Consider the following 19,010-nt stretch of genomic DNA (forward strand, 5'->3'; position numbering starts at 1 on the left):
TAGGTGCGGAAGAGCCGCCGGGTGAGCGGCCCCGCCGATCTGGAAGGATCCCGGCATGCCCGCATCCCCGAGCACCGCCCGGGCCATCAACGACCGGCTCGCCCTGCGGCTGCTGCAGCAGGAAGGTCCCTTGACGGCCGGGCAGTTGAAGCAGCTCACCGGCCTGTCCCGGCCCACGGTCGCCGACCTCGTGGAACGGCTCACCGCCGCCGGGTTCGTCGCGGTGGTGGGGGAGTCGGGCGAGCAGCGGCGCGGTCCGAACGCACGGCTGTACGGGATCGTCGCCGACCGCGCCCATCTCGCCGCGCTCGACGTGCGTACCGAGAGCGTCTCGGTCCTCGTGTCCGATCTGCTCGGCGAGGTGCTCGCCGAGGCGTCGGTGCCGATCGGCGGGGACACCGGAACGGGACCCGCGGTCGAGCAGGCGGTGACGCTGGTGGAGCGCGCCGCGAAGGAGGCCGGTGCCGAACGGCTGCACACGGTGGGGATCGGGGCGCCCGGGCTCATCGACCCGGCCAGCGGCGAACTGCGCGACTCCTCGGGACTGCCGGAGTGGCACCGCCGTCTGGCCGTCGCGCTCCAGGAGCGGCTGCCCGCCCGTGTCATCGTGGAGAACGAGACCAACCTCGCCGCCCTGGCCGAGCAGCGCGAGGGCGTCGCCCGGGACCGGGACACCTTCGTGCTGCTGTGGCTGGGGCACGGCACGGGTGCGGCCGTGGTGCTGGACGGGGCGCTGCGCCGTGGCGCGTCGGGCGGCACCGGCGAGATCGGCTTCCTGCCGGTCCCGGGCACCGGAGCCCTGCCGTCGGCGAGGGACTGCGAGGGCGGCTTCCATTCCCTGGCGGGAGCGTCGGCCATCGCGGAACTGGCGGCGCGGCACGGTCTGTTGACGACGGGCACGGGACGCCAGCCGGTGGCGGCGGAGTTGGTGGGGCAGGCCGCGGCGGCGGTCGCGCGGGGCGAGGGCGCGGGGACCGCGACGACCGGCGCGGCGAGGGGAGCGGGGACCGACGTGGCACACGGCGCGGCGACCCATGCGGCGACGGGCGCGGGGACGGCGCCCGGTGAGGCGGACCGGGCCGCGCTGCCGGTCGCGACGCCCGGCGGGCACGGCGCCCGCGGGCACACCGGGCCCGCGCCGGACAGGAACCCCGGCCCGTCCGGTGCCGACCGCGCTGCGCGCTTCCTCGACGCCCTCGCCGATCGTCTCGCCATCGGCGCCGCCTCCGTCACCGCGATCCTCGACCCCGGCTGTGTGGTGCTCGGTGGCGAGATCGGTCAGGCGGGCGGGGACGTGCTCGCGGCGCGCGTGGCGGAGCGGCTGGCGCGCATGTCGCCGCTGCCGACCGAGGTACGGGCGAGTGCGCTGGGCGGCGGCGCGGTGCTGCGGGGCGCGCTGCTGACCGCCCGGGACGGCGCCCAGGACGAACTCTTCACACCGCCCTCCCGCTGAGCGACGATCCGCGGGGCCACGCCGGGCGGCGGCGCCGACTCCACGGGCGGCGCGTCGGCTCCACGGGCGCCGCAGCCCGGCGGCCCGGGTTTCGCCGGCCGCCGCAGCATCCGGGCGCCGGCGGCGTGCGTCCGTCGCCGTGGGGCGTCAACCCCGCGCGGACGACCCACTTCCGTACCGCGCCGCCAGATGGTCCTCGAACGTGCCCTTGCCGCCCTCGTTCCCGGGTGTCAGGTGGCCGCCGCTGCGCAGGGCGCGGTACGCCTTGCCCGGGACCGGTACCTCCAGCATCGGCCGCCTGCGTCCCGTCGCCCGCAGCCAGGCGCGGGCGAGGTCCGGGAACGTCCGCGCCCGGGGGCCGCCCATGTCCTCGACCCGTCCGGCCGGCGCGCCCAGCGCCAGTTCGGCCAGCCGGTCGGCCACCTCGGCGACCTCGATCGGCTGATCGCTCACCCCCGCCGGGAGCGGCAGCACCGGCAGCCTGCCCACCGCCTCGAACATCTGCACGAGCAGATCGTGGAACTGGGTCGTCCGCAGGATCGTCCAGCCGAGCCCCGACTCCTCGATCTGCCTCTCGACCGCGTACTTGGCCTTGTAGTAGCCGAGCGGCACCACGTCCACACCGACGATCGAGATGTACACGAGGTGGCCCACGCCCGCCCGGCGCGCGGCCGCGATCAGATGGGCGGCCGCCTTCTCGTCACCGCCGCGCGGCGTGCTCGCGCAGTGCACGATCGTGTCCACCCCCGCGACCGCCGCGCCCAGGCCGCCGCCGCCCCGGATCAGATCGACGGCGTACGGCTGCGCGTGCCGGGACAGGACACGCACCTCGTGCCCGTCCGTCCGCAGCCGCTCCGCGACGAGCCGGCCGAGGGTTCCGGTGCCGCCGGTCACCAGGATCGTGGTCATGCTGTTCCGCCCTTCCGGACGCCGGGCGCTCCCTGTTGGAGTGCCTCCCGGCCACTACGACGGGACGGCGGATCCGGAATGTGACACGGCTCAGGCGGAGGCGGGTCGCCGCTCCGCGGTCGTGCGGCACGGTGTGGGGGCCCGGCGGCGGGGCAAGGGCCTCCGTCACCGCCGCCGGGCCGTTCGTGGACGGCGTAGCGCGCCGGGACCGCCGACACTAAGAGGACTAGACCAGGGCAGTCAATAGGTATGGACCAATCCTCAAGCACCCTTCACCAGGCGGGTGTTGCTCCTGTCGCCGGCCGGTGCGAGCCCCGTGTGAGCGGCCCGAGAAGTCCAGCATGTGAACATGTGAGCCAGCACACAGTAGTTCACCCGCATGGCGTCGATCAGGCGTGGCACACTGAGCCTGTACCAGAAGCAGCGCACTCCGGGGTCGGTGAAAGTCCGAACCGGCGGTTACAGTCCGCGACCCGGTCGCTTCCAGCGGCCGGTTGACCAGGTGAAATTCCTGGACCGACGGTTAAAGTCCGGATGGGAGGCAGTGCGCGGCGGGCGGGCACTCGTGCGCGCCGCCGTATCGGCTCGTCCAGAGGGACGGGCTCTGTCCGGCGTCGCCCCGGTGTTCTCGCCCGTGTCTGCTGTCGTCATCGACAGGCCCCGGAGTCCGTGCCCTAAAGAGGCAGGAGGACCCGGGAAGTGTTCACCGGAATCGTCGAAGAGCTGGGTGAGGTCACCGCCGTCGAGAATCTCGGCGACTCCTCCCGCTTCCGGCTCCGTGGACCCGTTGTCACCGAAGGCGCCCAGCACGGTGACTCCATCGCCGTCAACGGCGTCTGTCTCACCGTGGTGGAGCACGAGGGCGACGAGTTCACCGCCGACGTCATGGCGGAGACCCTGAACCGCTCCAGCCTCGGCGCCCTCACGGTCGGCTCCCGCGTCAACCTCGAACGGCCCACCGCCGTCGGCGCGCGGCTCGGCGGGCACATCGTGCAGGGTCATGTCGACGGCACGGGCACCGTCCTGGAGCGCAGGCCCTCCGACAACTGGGAGCTCGTCACGGTCTCGCTCCCGGCGGACCTGTCCCGCTACGTGGTCGAGAAGGGCTCCATCACCGTCGACGGCATCAGCCTCACCGTCGTCGAGGCCGGCCCCGACCGCTTCACCGTCAGCCTCATCCCGACGACCCTCGCGCTGACCACGCTCGGCATCAAGCAGCCCGGCGACCCGGTCAACCTGGAGGTCGACGTCATCGCCAAGTACGTCGAGCGACTGCTGGCCGGTCAGGGGGCCACCAAGTGAACTGGCTCAATGCGGAGGCCTTCACGCTCTTCGGCCAGCACATCAAGTGGTCGGACATGATCGGCAACGTGATCGGTCTGGTCGCCCTCGCCTTCGGCTGGCGGCGCTCCATATGGAGCTGGCCGGCGCAGTTCCTCTCCGGCGTCATCCTCTTCTCGGCCTTCGCCACGGCCCACCTCTCCGGCAGCGCCGGCAAGCAGGTCGTCGTCATGGTGGTCGCCGTCTACGGCTGGTGGCAGTGGAAGAGCGGCACGGGGCAGGCGGAGGACGGCCACATCGCCGTACGGTTCGCCACCTGGCGCGAGCGCGCGGTCCTGGCGGGCGCCGCGGCCGTGGGCACGCTCGCCGTGGCGAGCCTGTTCACCGCCTTCCCGGCGCTGTCATGGGACCCGTGGCCGGACGCGTACATCTTCGTCGGCACGATCGTCGCCATGTACGCCCAGGCACGCGGCATGGTCGAGTTCTGGTTCGCCTGGCTGCTCGTCGACGCCGTGGGCGTCCCGCTCAACTTCGCCAACGGCTTCGCCTTCTCCGGTTTCGTCTACGTCATCTACGGCGCGCTCGTCCTGTGGGGCCTGCGCGACTGGTGGCTGCGCTCCCGCAGGGCCGCGCGGCCCGTTCTGGAAGGAGCCCCGGCATGACGGTCGCGCCGATCCTGTACAGCACGGACAACATCGAGGACTTCGCGCTCGACCCGGTCGAGCAGGCCATCGCCGACATCGCGGCCGGCCGCCCGGTGGTCGTGGTCGACGACGAGGACCGGGAGAACGAGGGCGACCTCGTCATCGCCGCCGAGAAGGCGACCCCCGAGATCGTCGCGTTCATGATGAGCGAATGCCGCGGTCTGATCTGCGCCCCGATGGAGGGCGAGGAACTCGACCGCCTGCAGCTTCCGCAGATGGTCGACCACAACACCGAGTCCATGCGCACGGCGTTCACCGTGTCCGTCGACGCGAGCGGCGCCCATGGGGTGAGCACCGGCATCTCCGCCTCCGACCGCGCCACCACGCTGCGGCTGCTGGCCGGGGGAGAGGCGGGCCCCGGCGACTTCGTCCGCCCCGGCCATGTCTTCCCGCTGCGCGCCAAGCCCGGCGGCGTGCTCGTCCGCAACGGCCACACCGAGGCCGCCGTCGACCTCGCCCGGCTGGCGGGGCTGCGTCCGGCCGGGGCGATCGTGGAGATCGCGGGCGAGGACGGCCATATGCTGCGCCTGCCGGAACTGATCCCGTTCGCCCGCAAGCACGGCCTGACGATCATCTCCATCGAGGACCTGATCGCCCACCGGCGCTCCTCCGAGCCCACCGTCCGCCGTGAGGCCGAGGTCCATCTGCCCACCGCCTTCGGCGAGTTCACGGCGTACGGCTACCGCTCCACCGTCGACGGTGTCGAGCACGTGGCCCTCGTCCACGGCGACATCGGCGACGGCGAGGACGTTCTCGTACGCGTCCACTCCGAATGCCTCACGGGTGATGTCTTCCACTCCCTGCGCTGCGACTGCGGCCCCCAGCTGGAGGCGTCCATGCGGCGCATCCAGACCGAGGGCCGGGGCGTGGTCGTCTATCTGCGCGGGCACGAGGGCCGCGGTGTCGGGCTGATGTCCAAGCTGCGCGCCTACGAGCTCCAGGAGCGCGGCCGCGACACCCTGGACGCCAACCTGGAGCTGGGCCTGCCCGCGGACGCCCGGGACTACGCGGCGGGCGCCCAGATCCTGGAGGACCTGGGCGTGCGCGGCCTGCGCCTGATGACGAACAACCCCGACAAGACCGAGGCCCTGCTCCGGCACGGCCTGAAGGTCACCGCACGGGAACCGATGCCCGTGCAGGCCGGCGAACACAACCTCCGCTACCTGCGCACCAAGCGGGACCGGATGGGGCACGACCTGCCCTGGCTGGACACGACCGCCGTGTCCGCCTGCGGCAACCAGTAAGAGAGCACTGAGGAGAGACGTGAGCGGCAAGGGTGCACCGGAGCTGTCCGTACGCAACGCGAGCGATCTGCGGGTCGCCGTCATCGCGGCACAGTGGCACGAGAAGGTGATGGACGGTCTGGTGGACGGCGCCCTGCGCGCCCTGCGGGAACTGGGCATCGACGAGCCGACCCTGCTGAGGGTCCCGGGCAGCTTCGAGCTCCCGGTCGCCGCCAAGGTCCTCGCGGGCCGTGGCTACGATGCGATCGTCGCCCTGGGGGTCGTCGTCCGCGGCGGCACCCCCCACTTCGACTATGTGTGCCAGGGCGTCACCCAGGGCCTCACCCAGGTCTCCGTCGAGACCGGTGTCCCCGTCGGCTTCGGCGTGCTGACCTGCGACACGGAGGAGCAGGCCCTGGACCGCGCGGGCCTGGAGGGCTCCAGCGAGGACAAGGGGCACGAGGCCGTGACGGCGGCGGTGGCGACCGCCGCCACGCTGCGCTCGGTATCCGAGCCCTGGCACTGAGGATTGGCCCGGAGCGCGTAGGGTTAGGACCACCATGTCCAAGAAGACGTTCGAGGAGCTCTTCACCGAGCTCCAGCACAAGGCCGTCCACGGCGACCCCGCCACCTCCCGCACCGCAGAGCTGGTCGGCAAGGGCGTCCATGCCATCGGCAAGAAGGTCGTCGAGGAGGCCGCCGAGGTCTGGATGGCCGCCGAGTACGAGGACAAGGAAGCGGCCGCCGAGGAGATCTCGCAGCTGCTGTACCACGTCCAGGTGATGATGGTGGCCCGCGGAATCTCCCTGGACGACGTCTACGCCCACCTCTGAGTCCCGCCCCACACACGCACAGACAGCACGGAACGAACGAAGGAAGCCGACCTCATGCTGCGCATCGCCGTCCCGAACAAGGGTTCCCTGTCCGGCCCTGCGGCGGAGATGCTGCATGAGGCCGGCTATCAGCAGCGCCGCGAGTCCAAGGAGCTGCGGATCGTCGACCCGGAGAACGAGGTCGAGTTCTTCTACCTCCGCCCCCGCGACATCGCGATCTACGTCTCCTCGGGCCGCCTCGACATCGGCATCACCGGCCGCGACCTGCTCATCGACTCCGGAGCCAACGCCGAGGAGATCCTCCCGCTCGGCTTCGCCCGCTCCACCTTCCGCTACGCCACCAAGCCCGGCACGGCCGACGGCGTCACGGAACTGAACGGCATGACGGTCGCGACCTCCTACGAGGGCATCGTCGCCAAGCACCTCGCCGACAACGGCATCGACGCCTCCGTCGTCCACCTCGACGGCGCCGTCGAGACCGCCATCGAGCTCGGCGTCGCCGAGGTCATCGCGGACGTCGTCGAGACCGGCACCTCGCTGCGCAACGCGGGTCTGGAGGTCATCGGCGAGCCGATCATGAAGTCGGAGGCGATCGTCGTCCGCCGTACCGGCGCCGGCACCGAGGAGCCCAAGGTCCAGCAGTTCCTGCGCCGCCTCCAGGGCGTCCTGGTGGCCCGGACGTACGTGATGATGGACTACGACTGCCGGGTCGAGCAGTTGGAGAAGGCCGTCGCGCTCACCCCGGGCCTGGAGTCCCCGACCGTCTCGCCGCTGCACAACGAGGGCTGGGTCGCGGTGCGGGCCATGGTGCCCGCCAAGGAGGCGCAGCGGATCATGGACGACCTGTACGACATCGGCGCCCGGGCCATCCTGACCACGGCCATCCACGCCTGCCGTCTGTGAGGGACCGTACGGCGATGTCGGACCTGCCCACCCTCCCCGTCACCTTCCGGCCGGGCCGCACCCGTGCCGTGCTGCTGACCGCGTGCGTCGCGATATTCGTGGTCATCACCACGGTCGCGATGCTGCTGGAGCAGCTCACCCCCGCGGAGCGCGCCAGCTTCGTCTTCACGGCCGCGGTCCTGTGCGGAGTGCTGCTCCTGCTCTCCCGGCCCAAGGTCGTCGCCGAGGAGAACGGCGTGACCGTCGTCAACATCGCGAGCCGGCGCCACCTGGACTGGGCGGAGATCCTCCAGGTCAACCTGCGTCCCGGTGACCCCTGGGTGTTCCTCGACCTCAGCGACGGCACCAGCCTGCCCGCCCTCGGCATCCAGCCGGGCATCGCCAGGCAGCGCGCGATCGAGGACGCGCGCACGCTCCGGGCACTGGCCGAGGCGCGCTCCACGGCCGTTCCGAAGCGACATCAGGGCTGACTCAGGGCCGTCCACCCCGACACGCATGCCCTTGTCTTGATTAACCTGGGGGGCGGAGGCGCTCGTATGGCGCCTCCGCCCCTGATGTTTCCGCCCGGTGCACAGGGGCTCCTGCTATCCGAGGAGTGACTCCCTCCGGCGATGGACGGATCGTCCTGCAGTACCTGCGCCGCCCCCTGCCGACATAGCGCGTACCGAACCCCCGAGGTACGCGCCCACGCGGAGGCGGCGGCATCATGAGCGTCCCCCTGCTGCTCCTCGGAGCGGCGTTCCTGCTGATCCTGGCCAACGGCTTCTTCGTCGCGGCCGAATTCGGACTGGTCACGGTCGAGCGGCCCGACGCCGAGAAGGCCGCGGCCGACGGCGACCGACGGGCCGGTACGGTCGTCGAGTCGCTGAAGGAGCTGTCCTTCCAGCTCTCCGGCACCCAGCTGGGCATCACCATCACCTCGCTCGTCGTCGGCATGCTCGCCGAACCGGCGCTCGCCGAGGTGCTGCACGGCCCGTTCACCGCCATCGGGATCCCCGACGGCGCGGCGGACGGCATCGCCGTGGTCGTCGGCATGCTGCTGGCGTCGGCCGCCCAGATGGTGATCGGCGAACTCGTGCCCAAGAACTGGGCGGTGTCCCGGCCGCTCCAGGTCGCGCGCTTCGTCGCGGGCCCGCAGCATCTGTTCTCACGGCTGTTCCGGCCCGTGATCGCGGCCCTCAACGCGGTCGCCAACCGGCTGGTACGCGCCCTGGGCGTGGAGCCCGCCGAAGAGCTGGCCTCCGCCCGCACCCCGGGCGAACTCGTCTCCCTGGCCCGGCACTCGGCTCAGGCCGGCGCGCTGGAACAGGACACGGCCGACCTGTTCGTACGGACGCTGTCCCTGGGCGAGCTGACCGCACAGCATGTGATGACCCCCCGGGTGAGGGTGAGCGCGCTGCAGTCGTCCGCCACGGCGGAGGACGTGGTCAATCTGACCCGGGCCACGGGTCTGTCCCGCTTCCCCGTCTACCGGGAGAAGATCGACGAGGTCATCGGCATGGTGCACCTCAAGGACGCCCTCGCGGTGCCCTCGCAGGAGCGGCTGCGCACGCCCGTCACCCGCATCGCTCAGACGCCGCTGCTCGTCCCGGAGACGCTGCCCGTGCAGCCCCTTCTGGAACGGCTGCGCAGCGAGCAGCCCATCGCGGTCGTCGTCGACGAGTACGGCGGCACGGCGGGCGTCGTCACCCTTGAGGACATCGTCGAGGAACTGGTCGGAGAGGTGCGCGACGAGCACGACGGACTGGACCTGCCCGAACTGGTCGCCGCGCCGCCGGAGGACGGGCGTCCCGCCTGGGACGCCGACGGCAGCTGCCGGGTCGACGTCCTGCAGCGGATAGGCCTGGACGTGCCGGAGGGGCCGTACGAGACCGTGGCCGGACTCGTCGCCGATCTGCTGGGCCGTATCCCCGCTCCCGGGGACCGCGCCGAACTGCCGGGCTGGCGGCTCACGGTCCGCGAGGTCGGGCACTATCGTGCCGAACGGGTGCGGCTGGTGAAGACCGCGGACGCCCCCGCCGTCACCGCGGAGGCCGTGCGATGAGCCTTCTCCAACTGGTGTTCGCCGCGATGCTGGTGCTCGTCAACGGGTTCTTCGTGGGCGCCGAGTTCGCGCTGGTGTCGGTGCGCCGCAGTCAGATCGAGCCGCTCGGGACCGCACGGGCCCGACAGGTGCTGTACGGGCTGGAGCGGCTGCCGCAGATGATGGCCGCGGCCCAGTTCGGCATCACCGTCTGCTCGCTCACGCTGGGCGCGGTCGCCGAGCCCACGGTGGCGCATCTTCTGGAGCCGGTGTTCGCGGCGGCGCACGTCCCCGACGGGATGGTTCACCCGCTCGGATATGTGATCGCGCTCGCCGCGGTCGTCTTCTTCCATCTGGTGATCGGCGAGATGGTGCCGAAGAACCTGGCGATGGCGGCGCCGGAGAAGGCCGCGCTGTGGCTGAGCCCGGGCCTTGTGGCGTTCGCGCGGCTGTGCCGGCCGGTGACGGTCGCGCTGAGCGCCTGCGCCAGGGTGATCCTCAAGCTGTTCCGGGTGGAGCCGAAGGACGAGGTCGAGGCGGTCTTCACCAGCGAACAGCTCAACCAGCTGGTGGAGGACTCGGGCCAGGCCGGGCTGCTCGACCCGGTGGAGCAGGAGCGCCTGGAGGACGCGCTGGAGCTGGGTTCGCGTCCGGTGACGGACGTGCTCCTGGACCCGGACCTGCTGGTGACCGTGGAGCCGGCGGTCACGCCGGGCCAGGTGGTGGCGCTCACCGCGCGCACCGGGTACTCGCGGTTCCCCGTGGTCGCGGGGAGCGGCGCCTTCATGGGCTATCTGCATGTGAAGGACGTCCTCGACCTGGAGAACTCCGAGCGGGCGGTGCCGCAGCAGCTGTGGCGGCCGATGACCACGCTCGCCGCGGAGCTGCCGCTGGACGACGCGCTGACGGTGATGCGCCGGGCCGCCACGCACCTCGCGCAGGTGGCCGACGCCTCCGGCCGGGTGCTCGGCCTGGTCGCCCTGGAGGACGTACTGGAACTCCTGGTGGGCGAGGTCAGGGACCCGGCCCACCGCGAGGCCCCGCCGCAGCCCCGCATGGCCGAATCCCCGAAGGAAGCGGTGCCGGGCTGATGCCGGGTCCCCCGCGCCCCGAGAGGGGCGCGGGGCCCTGTCCCTGAGCGGCTCCGCAAGCGTGGGCGCGACAAGCCGCATCGAACCGGCACCCGCAAGACGTCAGAACCGACCGGCTGCCGGGCGGCTGTCACAACCCCGGAGGATCCTGCGGCCCCCGCCCCGACAGGACCTCCCCATACGCCTGCATCAGATCCGGCAACCGCAAAGTCGACAAGTCGTCCCGGGTCGGCACCCCGGGGTATCCACTCAGCCGAAGATCCCGGTACGCACAACTCTTCTCGTACAGCGTCCGCAGGAACCGGCCGTTGCCGAGTTCGTCGATCCACCCCTGGTTCACGACATGGCCGGCGATCGAGCGGAGCTCCTCCAGGGCCTCCTCGTCCCAGACGTCGCCGTTCTCGGCCGCGAGGACCTCGCCGATCGCGGTCAGCTCCAAGGGGCGGTACGACGGGAAGTCGACCCGGGTCGTGAAGCGGGAGGACAGGCCGGGGTTGGCGGCCAGGAGGCGGTCCATGCCCTCGGGATAGCCCGCGAGGATCACCACCAGGTGGTCGCGGTTGTCCTCGGCCCGCTTCAGGAGCACCTGCAGTGCCTCGTCGCCGTACGCGTCGCCCTTGCCATAGCCCGAGTTGGACAGCGAGTACGCCTCGTCCACGAACAGCACGCCGCCGATCGCCGAGTCGATCAGCTCGTTCGCCTTCACCGCGGTCTGGCCCAGGTACTCGCCGACCAGATCCGCCCGCTGGGCCTCCACCAGGTGGTCGCCGCCGAGCAGTCCGAGCGCGTAGAAGACGCGGCCCAGAATGCGTGCCACTGTCGTCTTGCCGGTGCCCGAGGGGCCGGAGAAGACGAAGTGCCGTTTGGGCGGCTGCACGGGTAAGCCCTGGCCCGCCCTCAACCGCGCCATGTTCAACTGCGCCGACAACGCCTTCACCTGGCGCTTCACCGGCTCAAGTCCGACCATGCGCTCCAGCTCGGCCAGCGCCTCCTCCAGCAGTGCCGGGTCCGTGGGCCCCGCGGGCAACGGCTGGGCCGGTACCGAGGCCTTCTCGCGTACGAGGTCGCTCTGTGCCGGCAGCCCACCCGGAGGAGGTTCGGGATCGGAGAGCTTCACATCACGGCCGTCGGCGTCGAAGAGCGGATCGAGACCGTCCGGCCCCTCAAGCGCGTCCCCGCCCCCGGCGAACGCCATCGCCGTGAGGTCGCCCGACTCGTCGTACCCGTCTCCCTCGGCGATGGCCGCGAGCCGCGCGGAGGTGTCCATGAACGCCGGATCCACCCGGTGCACCGCCCGGTACAGGGGAAGGGCTGCCGCCGAGCGGCCCGTGCCCTCGTGGGCCCGGGCCAGCCAGTACCGCAGCTCCTTGCGCTGCGGCTGCTCGCTGCGGCAGCGCATCAGGGCGGCGGACAGCAGCGGCTCCGCCTGCCCGTACATCTCCAGGCGGACCCTGGCCATCCCCCCGAACAGCCCGGCCTCGATGCCCAGCATGGGGTCGTCGATCAGCGGATCGGTGTGCCGGATCAACTGCTCCCAGTCCTTGACCAGGTAGGCGCGGCAGGCGTGCAGGAACCGGACCTGGGGGTCGGTGTCCACGGGCGGCAGTCCGGCCAGCGCCCGGTCCAGCTCGGGGACGTGGCGGCCGTCCAGCCAGTGCGAGGCGTGCGCGAGCAGCAGGTCGCGCGGGCTCTCAAGCACCGGCTGCACCCACCAGCCCAGCCAGTACCAGGAGTTGAGCGTGCGGCGGTGCCGTGCGCGCTGCTCCCCGAAGCGGTCCCGGTGGCGGAACATCCGCAGCAGCGCGGTCGTCGTGTCGACCCGCAGCGCGTGCAGCCCCAGCCAGCCGTCCGCCATCCCCGGGTCCATCCGGACGGCAGCGCGGAACTCCTCCTCCGCCTGCGGATAGGCGCCCATCGTGTAGGCGTCGACCCCTCGCAGCCAGGCGAGGTCGGCCGGGGCCTGAGGGCCCTGCGTGCCGAAGTCCATCACGTCCCCCACAAACCGTGCCCCCGATGGTTCACCGCCGGGCCCGTGCCCGGTGGCCGCCTTGCTCGAACCGCTGTGCCGCGGACCGGAGTTGCGACGGTGCGCGGAGCAGCGTTGTTCGAAGGCCGCACCGAGAGGCATCGTACCTGCGGGGCGGTGGCGCACCGAAGGGTGCCGCACAGGCCGTTTGGCGAGGTGGGGGCAGACGGGGCGCACTCCGCGTGGTGACCGAGGGTGAGCGAACCACGCCGCCGGGCGCCCGGGGAAGGTGCTCAGGGCAGAACGAAGCCCCCGATCACGGGGGAACAACCGGGGGCTTCGCGTCTGGGGGCGACTTCGAAAGCCGCACATTGAGAACGTAAGACCTGTACGGTCCCCCGGTCAAGCCGACTTGGAGCACTCAAGGAAGTTCTCCCGCAAGGGCCTTCACGAGTTCAGCACACTGCCGATGATCCGTCACTGTGGGTGAGGCCCTGGTCCGGACCAGAGGCCCCGGCGGGCCCTTGAAGCACCTCATACCCCTCGGTCCCCTGTCGTACCAGGAGATCGGCGAAAGGACGCGAGGGGTCCTCGGCGAAGTGCCCGCGCTCCGCCGCGACCCACTCGGCCCAGAACGCGCGCTGTTCCTCGCCGTCCCGGGCCCGCCCGCGCGTCCATGCCTCCTCGTTCGGCACTTCCATCCACAGCAGCCGCGCCAGATGCGGGCGCAGGGCCCGGCGGCCGGCGCCGACCCCTTCGACCAGCACCACGGGTTCGGGCGGCAGTGCGCGGGCGGGGCCGAAGTGCCGGGTCCGCCAGTCGTAGGGGCGGTAGTGCGCGACCTCGCCGCGGGCCAGCGGCTCGACCACCTCCCGCAGCAGTCGCTCCGTCCAGGCGAACAGTTCCTCGTGGGTGGCGATGTCGTCGAGGTGCAGTACGGGCGCGTCGTCGAGCGCGGCCGCCAACTGCCCGGAGAAGGTGGACTTCCCGGAGCCGGCGTGCCCGTCGACGCCGACGAGGCGGACCGGGCCGCAGGACGGTGGCAGCCGCCGCAGGCGGGAGGCGAGGACGTGAATGACGATTCCCGGGGTGAGGGGGATTGGGGTATTTCGGAAGAACACTTTACGCGCATGTAAAACTCGCGCGGCCGTCCGGGCGGCGAGGCGCCTGTCATCGCCGATGAAGCCGTGTCGCATTGAACAGTTCATTCCTCAATCACTGGCGCGGTCTTTCGCGCCCCGATCGGGAGACCGCATAGGAGCAGGCATTTGGGAATCTCCGTTCCGGTTGCGCCCGATGGTGAGTAGGGTGCTTGGTGCACAACTGCGTCGTGTCGTACGGGGATGGACAGGGGAGCATGGCCGCGGGGTTATTCGAAGGGCAGTATGTGTGGCATCCGGCGGCCGACGACCGCGAGCTCGCGAGCGTATGCGTGGAAGTGCGGGCCGGTCGCTATCTGAGCGCGTACGAACTGCTCGTCGAGACGCGCGAGGACGCCGGTCTGCGGGCCCATCGCTCCCTGGTACTGGCCTCCGAGGCCGCCGACTCCGACCTGGCCGAACGCTGGCTGGCCGAGGAGCCCACCCCGGAGGCCGCGCTGGTGTGGGCCCGTGTCGCCGTCCTGCGGGCGCTGCGTGCCGCCGACGCCCGGGACGAGCGGGGCCGCGCGCTGGAGCGCATCGCGCTGAACGCGTGCGAACGCGCCACGGTCATGGCGCCGTACGATCCCACCCCCTGGGTGGCCAGGCTGTCGCTGGCGCGTCTGCACGAGATCAGGGAGCCGGCCCCGCAGGGGCTGCTCACCGCGCCGCCGGGCCCCTGGCAGCTGTTCTCGCACATCCTGCGGCTCGACCCCTTCCATCGCGAGGGCCACCACCGGTTCCTGGCCTACTTCTTCGTACGCCACGGCGGCTCGGTGAACGCCGCCTGGGACGTGGCGGCCTTCCTCGGCCAGCGGGCGCCCGCCGTCTCGCCGCTGCGTCTGCTGCCCCTGGTCGCGCTCGTCGAGAGCTACGACCCCTCGCGGCTGCTGGCCGACCGTGTCTGGGAGCAGCCCCAGTGGCGCTCCACCGCGCTCGCGATCTACCAGAACTGGCTGCCCGCGGTCTCCGGTTACCGCTTCACGCCGGTGCTCGATCTGGCGTACCTGGCGCACGCGCTGGTCATGGGCCAGCGCGAGTTCGAGGCGCGGGCCGTCCTCATGGCCATGGGGCCGTACGCCTCCCGTATGCCCTGGAGCGTCTTCGGCGACCCCGAGGAGCAGCTCTCGCGCGCCCGTCGCGCCTGCGGACTGCCCGTGCCGGGAGCCGCCTGAACCGTCGATCTCCCTTCCGGTCAACCCCCCACAGAAAGGTCCGGTTGTGTCAGAACGGACGTCAGTGCCCCGTACGAGACGACATGCGGGTCGGGAACCCGTCGCGATCGACGACGACGCGACCCTGCATGCGATGGGATATCCGCGAAAACTCACCCGGCGGTTCCAGGCCTTCGACAATTTCGCCATATCGTTCACCATCATCAACATCCTCTCCGGGATCTTCTCCTCCTTCGGATTCGGAATGGGCGCGGGTGGCCCGCGCATACTCGTCTTCGGCTGGATCGGCGTCTCGGTCATGGTGCTGTTCATCGGTGCCGCGATGGCGGAGGTGGCCTCCGCGTACCCGACGAGCGGGGCGCTGTATTTCTCCGCCGGGAAACTCGCCAAACGCCATCGGGGCGCATGGTCCTGGTACACCGGCTGGCTGAACTTCGTGGGGCAGGTGGGCGGCACGGCGGCCACCGGATACGCGGCCGCCACCTTCATCCAGGCGTTCCTCGCCCTGCAGTGGCCTTCGTACCGGCCGACCACGCACCAGACGGTGCTGATCACGGCGCTGGTCATCGTGGTCCAGGGGCTGGCCAACACCTACACCGTGCGGCTCGTCGCCGTCCTGAACCGGATCTCCGTCTGGTGGCTGCTGATCGGGCTCGTGGTGATCGTGGGCGCGCTGGTCGCGGGGCCGCACGAGCACCGGCCGGCGTCGTACGTCACGCATTTCGTGAACAACACCGGCTTCACCAACGGGCTGTACGGAGGCATGCTCGGACTGCTGGTCACCAGTTGGACCTTCACCGGCTTCGACGGCAGCTTCCACATGTCCGAGGAAACGGTCCGGGCGACGGTGAACGCGCCCCGGGGCATTACCCGCTCCATCGGCTATTCGGCCGTCACCGGTCTGATCCTCCTCCTCGCTCTCGTGTACAGCATCGGTGACTACGACAAGGTCGCCGCCTCTTCGGCGCCGCCCGTACAGATCCTCATCGATGGGCTTGGCATGGGCACTGCAAAGGTGTTGCTGCTGATCGTCATCGGCGCCATGCTCTTCTGCGGTCTGGCCAATCTGACCAGCAACACACGGCAGATCTTCGCGTTCTCCCGGGACGGCGCGATGCCCGGCTCCCACTGGTGGCACTCGGTCTCACCGCGCACCCGTACCCCCGTCAAGGCGGTCTGGCTCGCGGTCGGCTGCTCGCTCGTCCTGGTGCTGCCCGGCTGGTGGTCCCACACCGCCTTCACCGCCATCGTCAGCGTCAACGTCGTGGGACTCTTCCTCGCCTATGCCGTGCCGATCTTCCTGCGGCTGCGCCTGGGTGACGAGTTCCGGCGCGGTCCCTGGCACCTGGGACGGTGGAGCGCGCCCATCGGAGTCCTCGCCGTCGCCTGGATCCTGCTCAGCAGTGTGCTGTTCATGCTGCCGCAGGCATCCCCGATCACCGTCGACTCCTTCAACTACGCGCCGATCGCTCTTGCGGTCGTGCTGGTCGTGGCCACGGTGTGGTGGTTCGCCACCGCGCGGCGCCGCTTCCAGGGGCCGGTCAGCTACGGCCGTCCGGACGAGGTCGCGGCGATGGACCTGGTCTGAGCGGTGCCGTGGCCCGGCGGACGGCGACCGTGTTCGCCGGGGCCACGGCACCCCAGGTCATGCCAGTGGTCGCGACCAATGTCGGTCGCCGCGCCGACGGCCGAAGTGCTGGCAGAAGTGCGCGCGCGAGGGCCATAGTTGGCGCACACCGTGCGTCTCGACCGCTGCTTCCGGACAACTGGGGGTCACCCACCGATGACCAGAGCCGCAGAGCCGTCCCGCAGAACCATCATCGCCGCGGCGGTCGCCACGGCCACGGCGACCGGCGCCGCGGGCCCGGCGGCCGCGGCCACCCCGGCCGCCCGGCCGACGAAAGCATCCCCGAGCCTCGTGGACCACCGCGCCTGGACCTCGTACACCGACTGGCGCAGCGGCACCGCGCAGGGCGTCCGTGCCGTGTCCGGCGCCCGCCCCGGCGTGGAGATCGCCGTCCCCGCCGGCCGCACCGACTACACCGATCCGCACACCGGCAGGACCACCACCTGGGAGTACGCCACCTGGACCTCCCCGGTGCACCGGCTCGGCGTGCCCTCGACCGAGGCCATCGCATCCTGGAACGCGCGTACCCCGGCCGGCACCTGGCTCCAGGTCGAACTGCTGGGCACCTACTCCGACGGCACGACCACCCCCTGGTACGTGATGGGCCGCTGGGCGGCCGGCGACCAGGACATCCGGCGGACCTCCGTCGACAACCAGACCGACGGCAAGAGCAGCATCGGGACCGACACCTTCGCCATCGCGGACGCCGCCTCGGGCCTGCGCCTGGTGTCCTGCCGTCTGCGCCTGACCCTCTACCGGCGGCCCGGCGGCAAGAGCACCCCGACCGTGTGGCGGCTCGGCGTCATGGGCTCCGACATCCCCGACCGCTTCACCGTCCCGGCCTCCACCCCCGGGCTGGTCCGGGAACTGGTCGTCCCGCGCTACTCGCAGGAGATCCACAAGGGGCAGTACCCCGAGTACGACAACGGCGGCGAGGCCTGGTGCAGCCCCACCTCATCGCAGATGATCATCGAGTACTGGGGCCGGAGGCTCACCCCGCAGCAGCTGTCCTGGGTCGACCCGTCCTACGCCGACCCGCAGGTCTGCCACGCCGCCCGCTCCACCTATGACTACCAGTACCAGGGCTGCGGCAACTGGCCGTTCAACGCGGCCTACGCGGCGACGTTCAAGGACCTGCAGGGCGTGGTCACCCGGCTGTCCTCGCTCACCGACCTGGAGACGCTGATCGCGGCGGGCATCCCGGCCATCACCTCCCAGTCGTTCCTGAAGGGGGAGCTGACGGGGGCCGGGTACGGCACCTCGGGCCATCTGATGACCGTGATCGGCTTCACCGCCGGCGGAGACGTCATCGCCAACGACCCGGCCTCGCCCGACGACCAGGCGGTGCGCCGCGTCTACAAGCGGCGGGAGTGGGAGAACATCTGGCTGAGGACCAAGCGCTACAACGCCTCCGGCAAGGTCGTCTCCGGCACCGGCGGCGTCTGCTACCTGTACTTCCCGGCCCATCCCGACTCGCGGCAGCGCAAGGCGCTCGCGGCGGTGGGCGTCCGCTGACACCGCGGAACCCCGGCAGCGACCCACGGGCCCCCGGGAGATCCGGGGGCCCGCGTGTGACTTCGAGCAGGGGGACCCCCATGCTGATCACACAGCTCGGCCTGCTCTGAGCCGCGCGGTCACCCATGTCCCGCATCGGCCGGGGGCATATGCCGAACAGTGTCCGACCTGTCGACTGAGTCGAACATGCCGACGGGTGTCGTTCTGCAATACTGCCGCTGTCCCGTCGGCAGCCGGAGGCTTGGGCTGACATTGAACAGTAGTCAACAGCGAGGTGCCGTACACCCCCAGATGCGCGGTACCGATCGCTCCCTCGCGCGCCGCGCCGAACTCATCGCCATCGGGCGGAAGTTGTTCGCCGACACCTCCTACGACGCGCTGTCGATGGACGACATCGCGCGCCACGCCCAGGTGGCCAAAGGGCTGATCTACTACTACTTCACATCGAAGCGCGGGTATTACCTCGCCATCGTCGAGGATTCCGTGGGCGATCTCGTCACCCAGGCGGCAGGCGGTCTCGACCTGCCGCCGGTGGAGCGCGTGCAGCGCACCATCGACCGCTATCTGCGCTACGCCGAGCACAACCAGGCCGCCTACCGCACGATCGTCAGCGGGGGCGTGGGGTTCGACGCCCAGGTGCACGCCATCCGGGACGGGGTGCGGGAGGCGATCGTCGCCACCATCGCCGAGGGGGCCTACGACCGGCGCGACATCGCCCCGCTGGCACGCATGGGGCTCCTCGGCTGGGTGTGCAGTGTGGAGGGCGCGACCCTCGACTGGATCGACCGCCCCGAACTGTCCCGCGACACCATGCGGGAACTGCTCGTGAAGACGCTCGGCGGCACCCTGCGCGCCATCGAGGAACTGGAACCCGGGTACCCGGCCCCGTCTCCCGCCCGCCGGGAGGCCTGACCGCCGCGGGCGGGAGCCCTCACATGAATGGCGCGGACCCGCCCGCCGTCGCCCGGCACGGCTTTCTTGAAGTAAGCGATCGTTAACCGGTGACGCGGTGCCTCCGATCGGGCATACTCCAAGCGCCACAGCCGCTGGTCAGCCGCTTCCGCGACCCGGAACGGCGAGCATCGGCCGGGCCCAGTGAGACCTGGCGGCGCCGCCCCACCCAAGGCGCACGTCCGCCGATGTGCCCGACAGGGAGGAGAGCGTCGCC

Annotated in this window: 17 protein-coding genes and 1 riboswitch; of the genes, 14 read left to right on the top strand and 3 right to left on the bottom strand. The window is 71.2% G+C overall.

Features of this window, described 5'->3' with window-relative positions; genetic code table 11:
* The first annotated feature begins 55 nt into the window (after positions 1-55).
* Complete coding sequence (locus tag ASC56_RS20500) at positions 56-1,453, top strand: ROK family transcriptional regulator (protein WP_055492916.1); 1,398 nt, start codon at positions 56-58, stop codon at positions 1,451-1,453.
* 147 nt (positions 1,454-1,600) lie between these two features.
* Here ASC56_RS20500 and ASC56_RS20505 read toward each other — a convergent pair whose 3' ends face one another.
* A complete protein-coding gene (locus ASC56_RS20505; protein ID WP_055492917.1) occupies positions 1,601-2,362 on the bottom strand; it encodes an SDR family oxidoreductase in 762 nt (253 codons plus the stop codon).
* Between the two features lie 421 nt (positions 2,363-2,783).
* Positions 2,784-2,914: riboswitch (FMN riboswitch) on the top strand.
* A gap of 147 nt (positions 2,915-3,061) precedes the next feature.
* Here ASC56_RS20505 and ASC56_RS20510 point away from each other — a divergent pair.
* The 9 genes from ASC56_RS20510 (at position 3,062) to ASC56_RS20550 (ending at position 10,420) form a co-directional block, all read left to right on the top strand.
* The gene (locus ASC56_RS20510) at positions 3,062-3,664 is read left to right on the top strand and encodes a riboflavin synthase (protein WP_055492918.1); all 603 of its coding nucleotides are present in this window, start codon (positions 3,062-3,064) and stop codon (positions 3,662-3,664) included.
* On the top strand, positions 3,661-4,305 hold the full coding sequence (locus ASC56_RS20515) for a nicotinamide mononucleotide transporter family protein (RefSeq protein WP_055492919.1): 645 nt from the start codon (positions 3,661-3,663) through the stop codon (positions 4,303-4,305). Before ASC56_RS20510 ends, ASC56_RS20515 begins: the two co-directional genes overlap by 4 nt.
* Positions 4,302-5,591: a bifunctional 3,4-dihydroxy-2-butanone-4-phosphate synthase/GTP cyclohydrolase II gene (locus tag ASC56_RS20520; RefSeq protein ID WP_055492920.1), complete on the top strand. Its 1,290-nt coding sequence runs from the start codon at positions 4,302-4,304 to the stop codon at positions 5,589-5,591. Before ASC56_RS20515 ends, ASC56_RS20520 begins: the two co-directional genes overlap by 4 nt.
* Before the next feature lie 19 nt (positions 5,592-5,610).
* Positions 5,611-6,096, top strand: coding sequence for a 6,7-dimethyl-8-ribityllumazine synthase (gene ribH, locus ASC56_RS20525; protein WP_055492921.1), 486 nt, complete (start codon positions 5,611-5,613; stop codon positions 6,094-6,096).
* A gap of 34 nt (positions 6,097-6,130) precedes the next feature.
* Positions 6,131-6,403, top strand: a complete 273-nt coding sequence (locus ASC56_RS20530; protein WP_055492922.1) for a phosphoribosyl-ATP diphosphatase — start codon at positions 6,131-6,133, stop codon at positions 6,401-6,403.
* Positions 6,404-6,457: 54 nt separating this feature from the next.
* Positions 6,458-7,306 carry an ATP phosphoribosyltransferase gene (gene hisG, locus ASC56_RS20535; RefSeq protein WP_055492923.1) on the top strand — a complete coding sequence of 283 codons (849 nt, stop codon included), beginning with the start codon at positions 6,458-6,460 and terminating at the stop codon, positions 7,304-7,306.
* A gap of 14 nt (positions 7,307-7,320) precedes the next feature.
* The gene (locus ASC56_RS20540; RefSeq protein ID WP_055492924.1) at positions 7,321-7,776 is read left to right on the top strand and encodes a PH domain-containing protein; all 456 of its coding nucleotides are present in this window, start codon (positions 7,321-7,323) and stop codon (positions 7,774-7,776) included.
* Between the two features lie 236 nt (positions 7,777-8,012).
* Entirely contained in the window at positions 8,013-9,350 is a 1,338-nt protein-coding gene (locus ASC56_RS20545; RefSeq protein ID WP_055492925.1) for a hemolysin family protein, read from the top strand.
* A complete protein-coding gene (locus ASC56_RS20550) occupies positions 9,347-10,420 on the top strand; it encodes a hemolysin family protein (protein ID WP_055492926.1) in 1,074 nt (357 codons plus the stop codon). The genes ASC56_RS20545 and ASC56_RS20550 overlap by 4 nt, the downstream gene beginning before the upstream one ends.
* Positions 10,421-10,550: 130 nt before the next feature.
* Here ASC56_RS20550 and ASC56_RS20555 read toward each other — a convergent pair whose 3' ends face one another.
* On the bottom strand, positions 10,551-12,407 hold the full coding sequence (locus ASC56_RS20555; RefSeq protein WP_055492927.1) for an AAA family ATPase: 1,857 nt from the start codon (positions 12,405-12,407) through the stop codon (positions 10,551-10,553).
* A gap of 434 nt (positions 12,408-12,841) precedes the next feature.
* Entirely contained in the window at positions 12,842-13,507 is a 666-nt protein-coding gene (locus ASC56_RS20560) for a uridine kinase (protein WP_234377002.1), read from the bottom strand.
* Between the two features lie 236 nt (positions 13,508-13,743).
* Here ASC56_RS20560 and ASC56_RS20565 point away from each other — a divergent pair, with 236 nt between their 5' ends.
* The 4 genes from ASC56_RS20565 (at position 13,744) to ASC56_RS20580 (ending at position 18,754) form a co-directional block, all read left to right on the top strand.
* Complete coding sequence (locus ASC56_RS20565) at positions 13,744-14,700, top strand: hypothetical protein (RefSeq protein WP_199836031.1); 957 nt, start codon at positions 13,744-13,746, stop codon at positions 14,698-14,700.
* Between the two features lie 46 nt (positions 14,701-14,746).
* Positions 14,747-16,288: an amino acid permease gene (locus tag ASC56_RS20570; protein WP_079102612.1), complete on the top strand. Its 1,542-nt coding sequence runs from the start codon at positions 14,747-14,749 to the stop codon at positions 16,286-16,288.
* 195 nt (positions 16,289-16,483) lie between these two features.
* Positions 16,484-17,842 carry a peptidase C39 family protein gene (locus tag ASC56_RS20575; protein WP_055492930.1) on the top strand — a complete coding sequence of 453 codons (1,359 nt, stop codon included), beginning with the start codon at positions 16,484-16,486 and terminating at the stop codon, positions 17,840-17,842.
* 252 nt (positions 17,843-18,094) lie between these two features.
* Positions 18,095-18,754 carry a TetR/AcrR family transcriptional regulator gene (locus ASC56_RS20580; protein ID WP_055492931.1) on the top strand — a complete coding sequence of 220 codons (660 nt, stop codon included), beginning with the start codon at positions 18,095-18,097 and terminating at the stop codon, positions 18,752-18,754.
* Positions 18,755-19,010 lie beyond the last annotated feature (256 nt).

This window comes from Streptomyces sp. TP-A0356, assembly GCF_001417775.1.
In the GTDB taxonomy this organism is placed as follows: domain Bacteria; phylum Actinomycetota; class Actinomycetes; order Streptomycetales; family Streptomycetaceae; genus Streptomyces.

What these genes read in the sequence shown, in the direction of transcription:
- ASC56_RS20555 (WP_055492927.1), bottom strand. Translation starts at nt 12,407, where the DNA reads ATGGACTTCGGCACGCAGGGCCCTCAGGCCCCGGCCGACCTCGCCTGG.
- ASC56_RS20530 (WP_055492922.1), top strand. Translation starts at nt 6,131, where the DNA reads ATGTCCAAGAAGACGTTCGAGGAGCTCTTCACCGAGCTCCAGCACAAG.
- ASC56_RS20520 (WP_055492920.1), top strand. Translation starts at nt 4,302, where the DNA reads ATGACGGTCGCGCCGATCCTGTACAGCACGGACAACATCGAGGACTTC.
- ASC56_RS20540 (WP_055492924.1), top strand. Translation starts at nt 7,321, where the DNA reads ATGTCGGACCTGCCCACCCTCCCCGTCACCTTCCGGCCGGGCCGCACC.
- ASC56_RS20545 (WP_055492925.1), top strand. Translation starts at nt 8,013, where the DNA reads ATGAGCGTCCCCCTGCTGCTCCTCGGAGCGGCGTTCCTGCTGATCCTG.
- ASC56_RS20500 (WP_055492916.1), top strand. Translation starts at nt 56, where the DNA reads ATGCCCGCATCCCCGAGCACCGCCCGGGCCATCAACGACCGGCTCGCC.
- ASC56_RS20575 (WP_055492930.1), top strand. Translation starts at nt 16,484, where the DNA reads ATGACCAGAGCCGCAGAGCCGTCCCGCAGAACCATCATCGCCGCGGCG.
- ASC56_RS20565 (WP_199836031.1), top strand. Translation starts at nt 13,744, where the DNA reads ATGGCCGCGGGGTTATTCGAAGGGCAGTATGTGTGGCATCCGGCGGCC.
- hisG (WP_055492923.1), top strand. Translation starts at nt 6,458, where the DNA reads ATGCTGCGCATCGCCGTCCCGAACAAGGGTTCCCTGTCCGGCCCTGCG.
- ASC56_RS20505 (WP_055492917.1), bottom strand. Translation starts at nt 2,362, where the DNA reads ATGACCACGATCCTGGTGACCGGCGGCACCGGAACCCTCGGCCGGCTC.
- ASC56_RS20550 (WP_055492926.1), top strand. Translation starts at nt 9,347, where the DNA reads ATGAGCCTTCTCCAACTGGTGTTCGCCGCGATGCTGGTGCTCGTCAAC.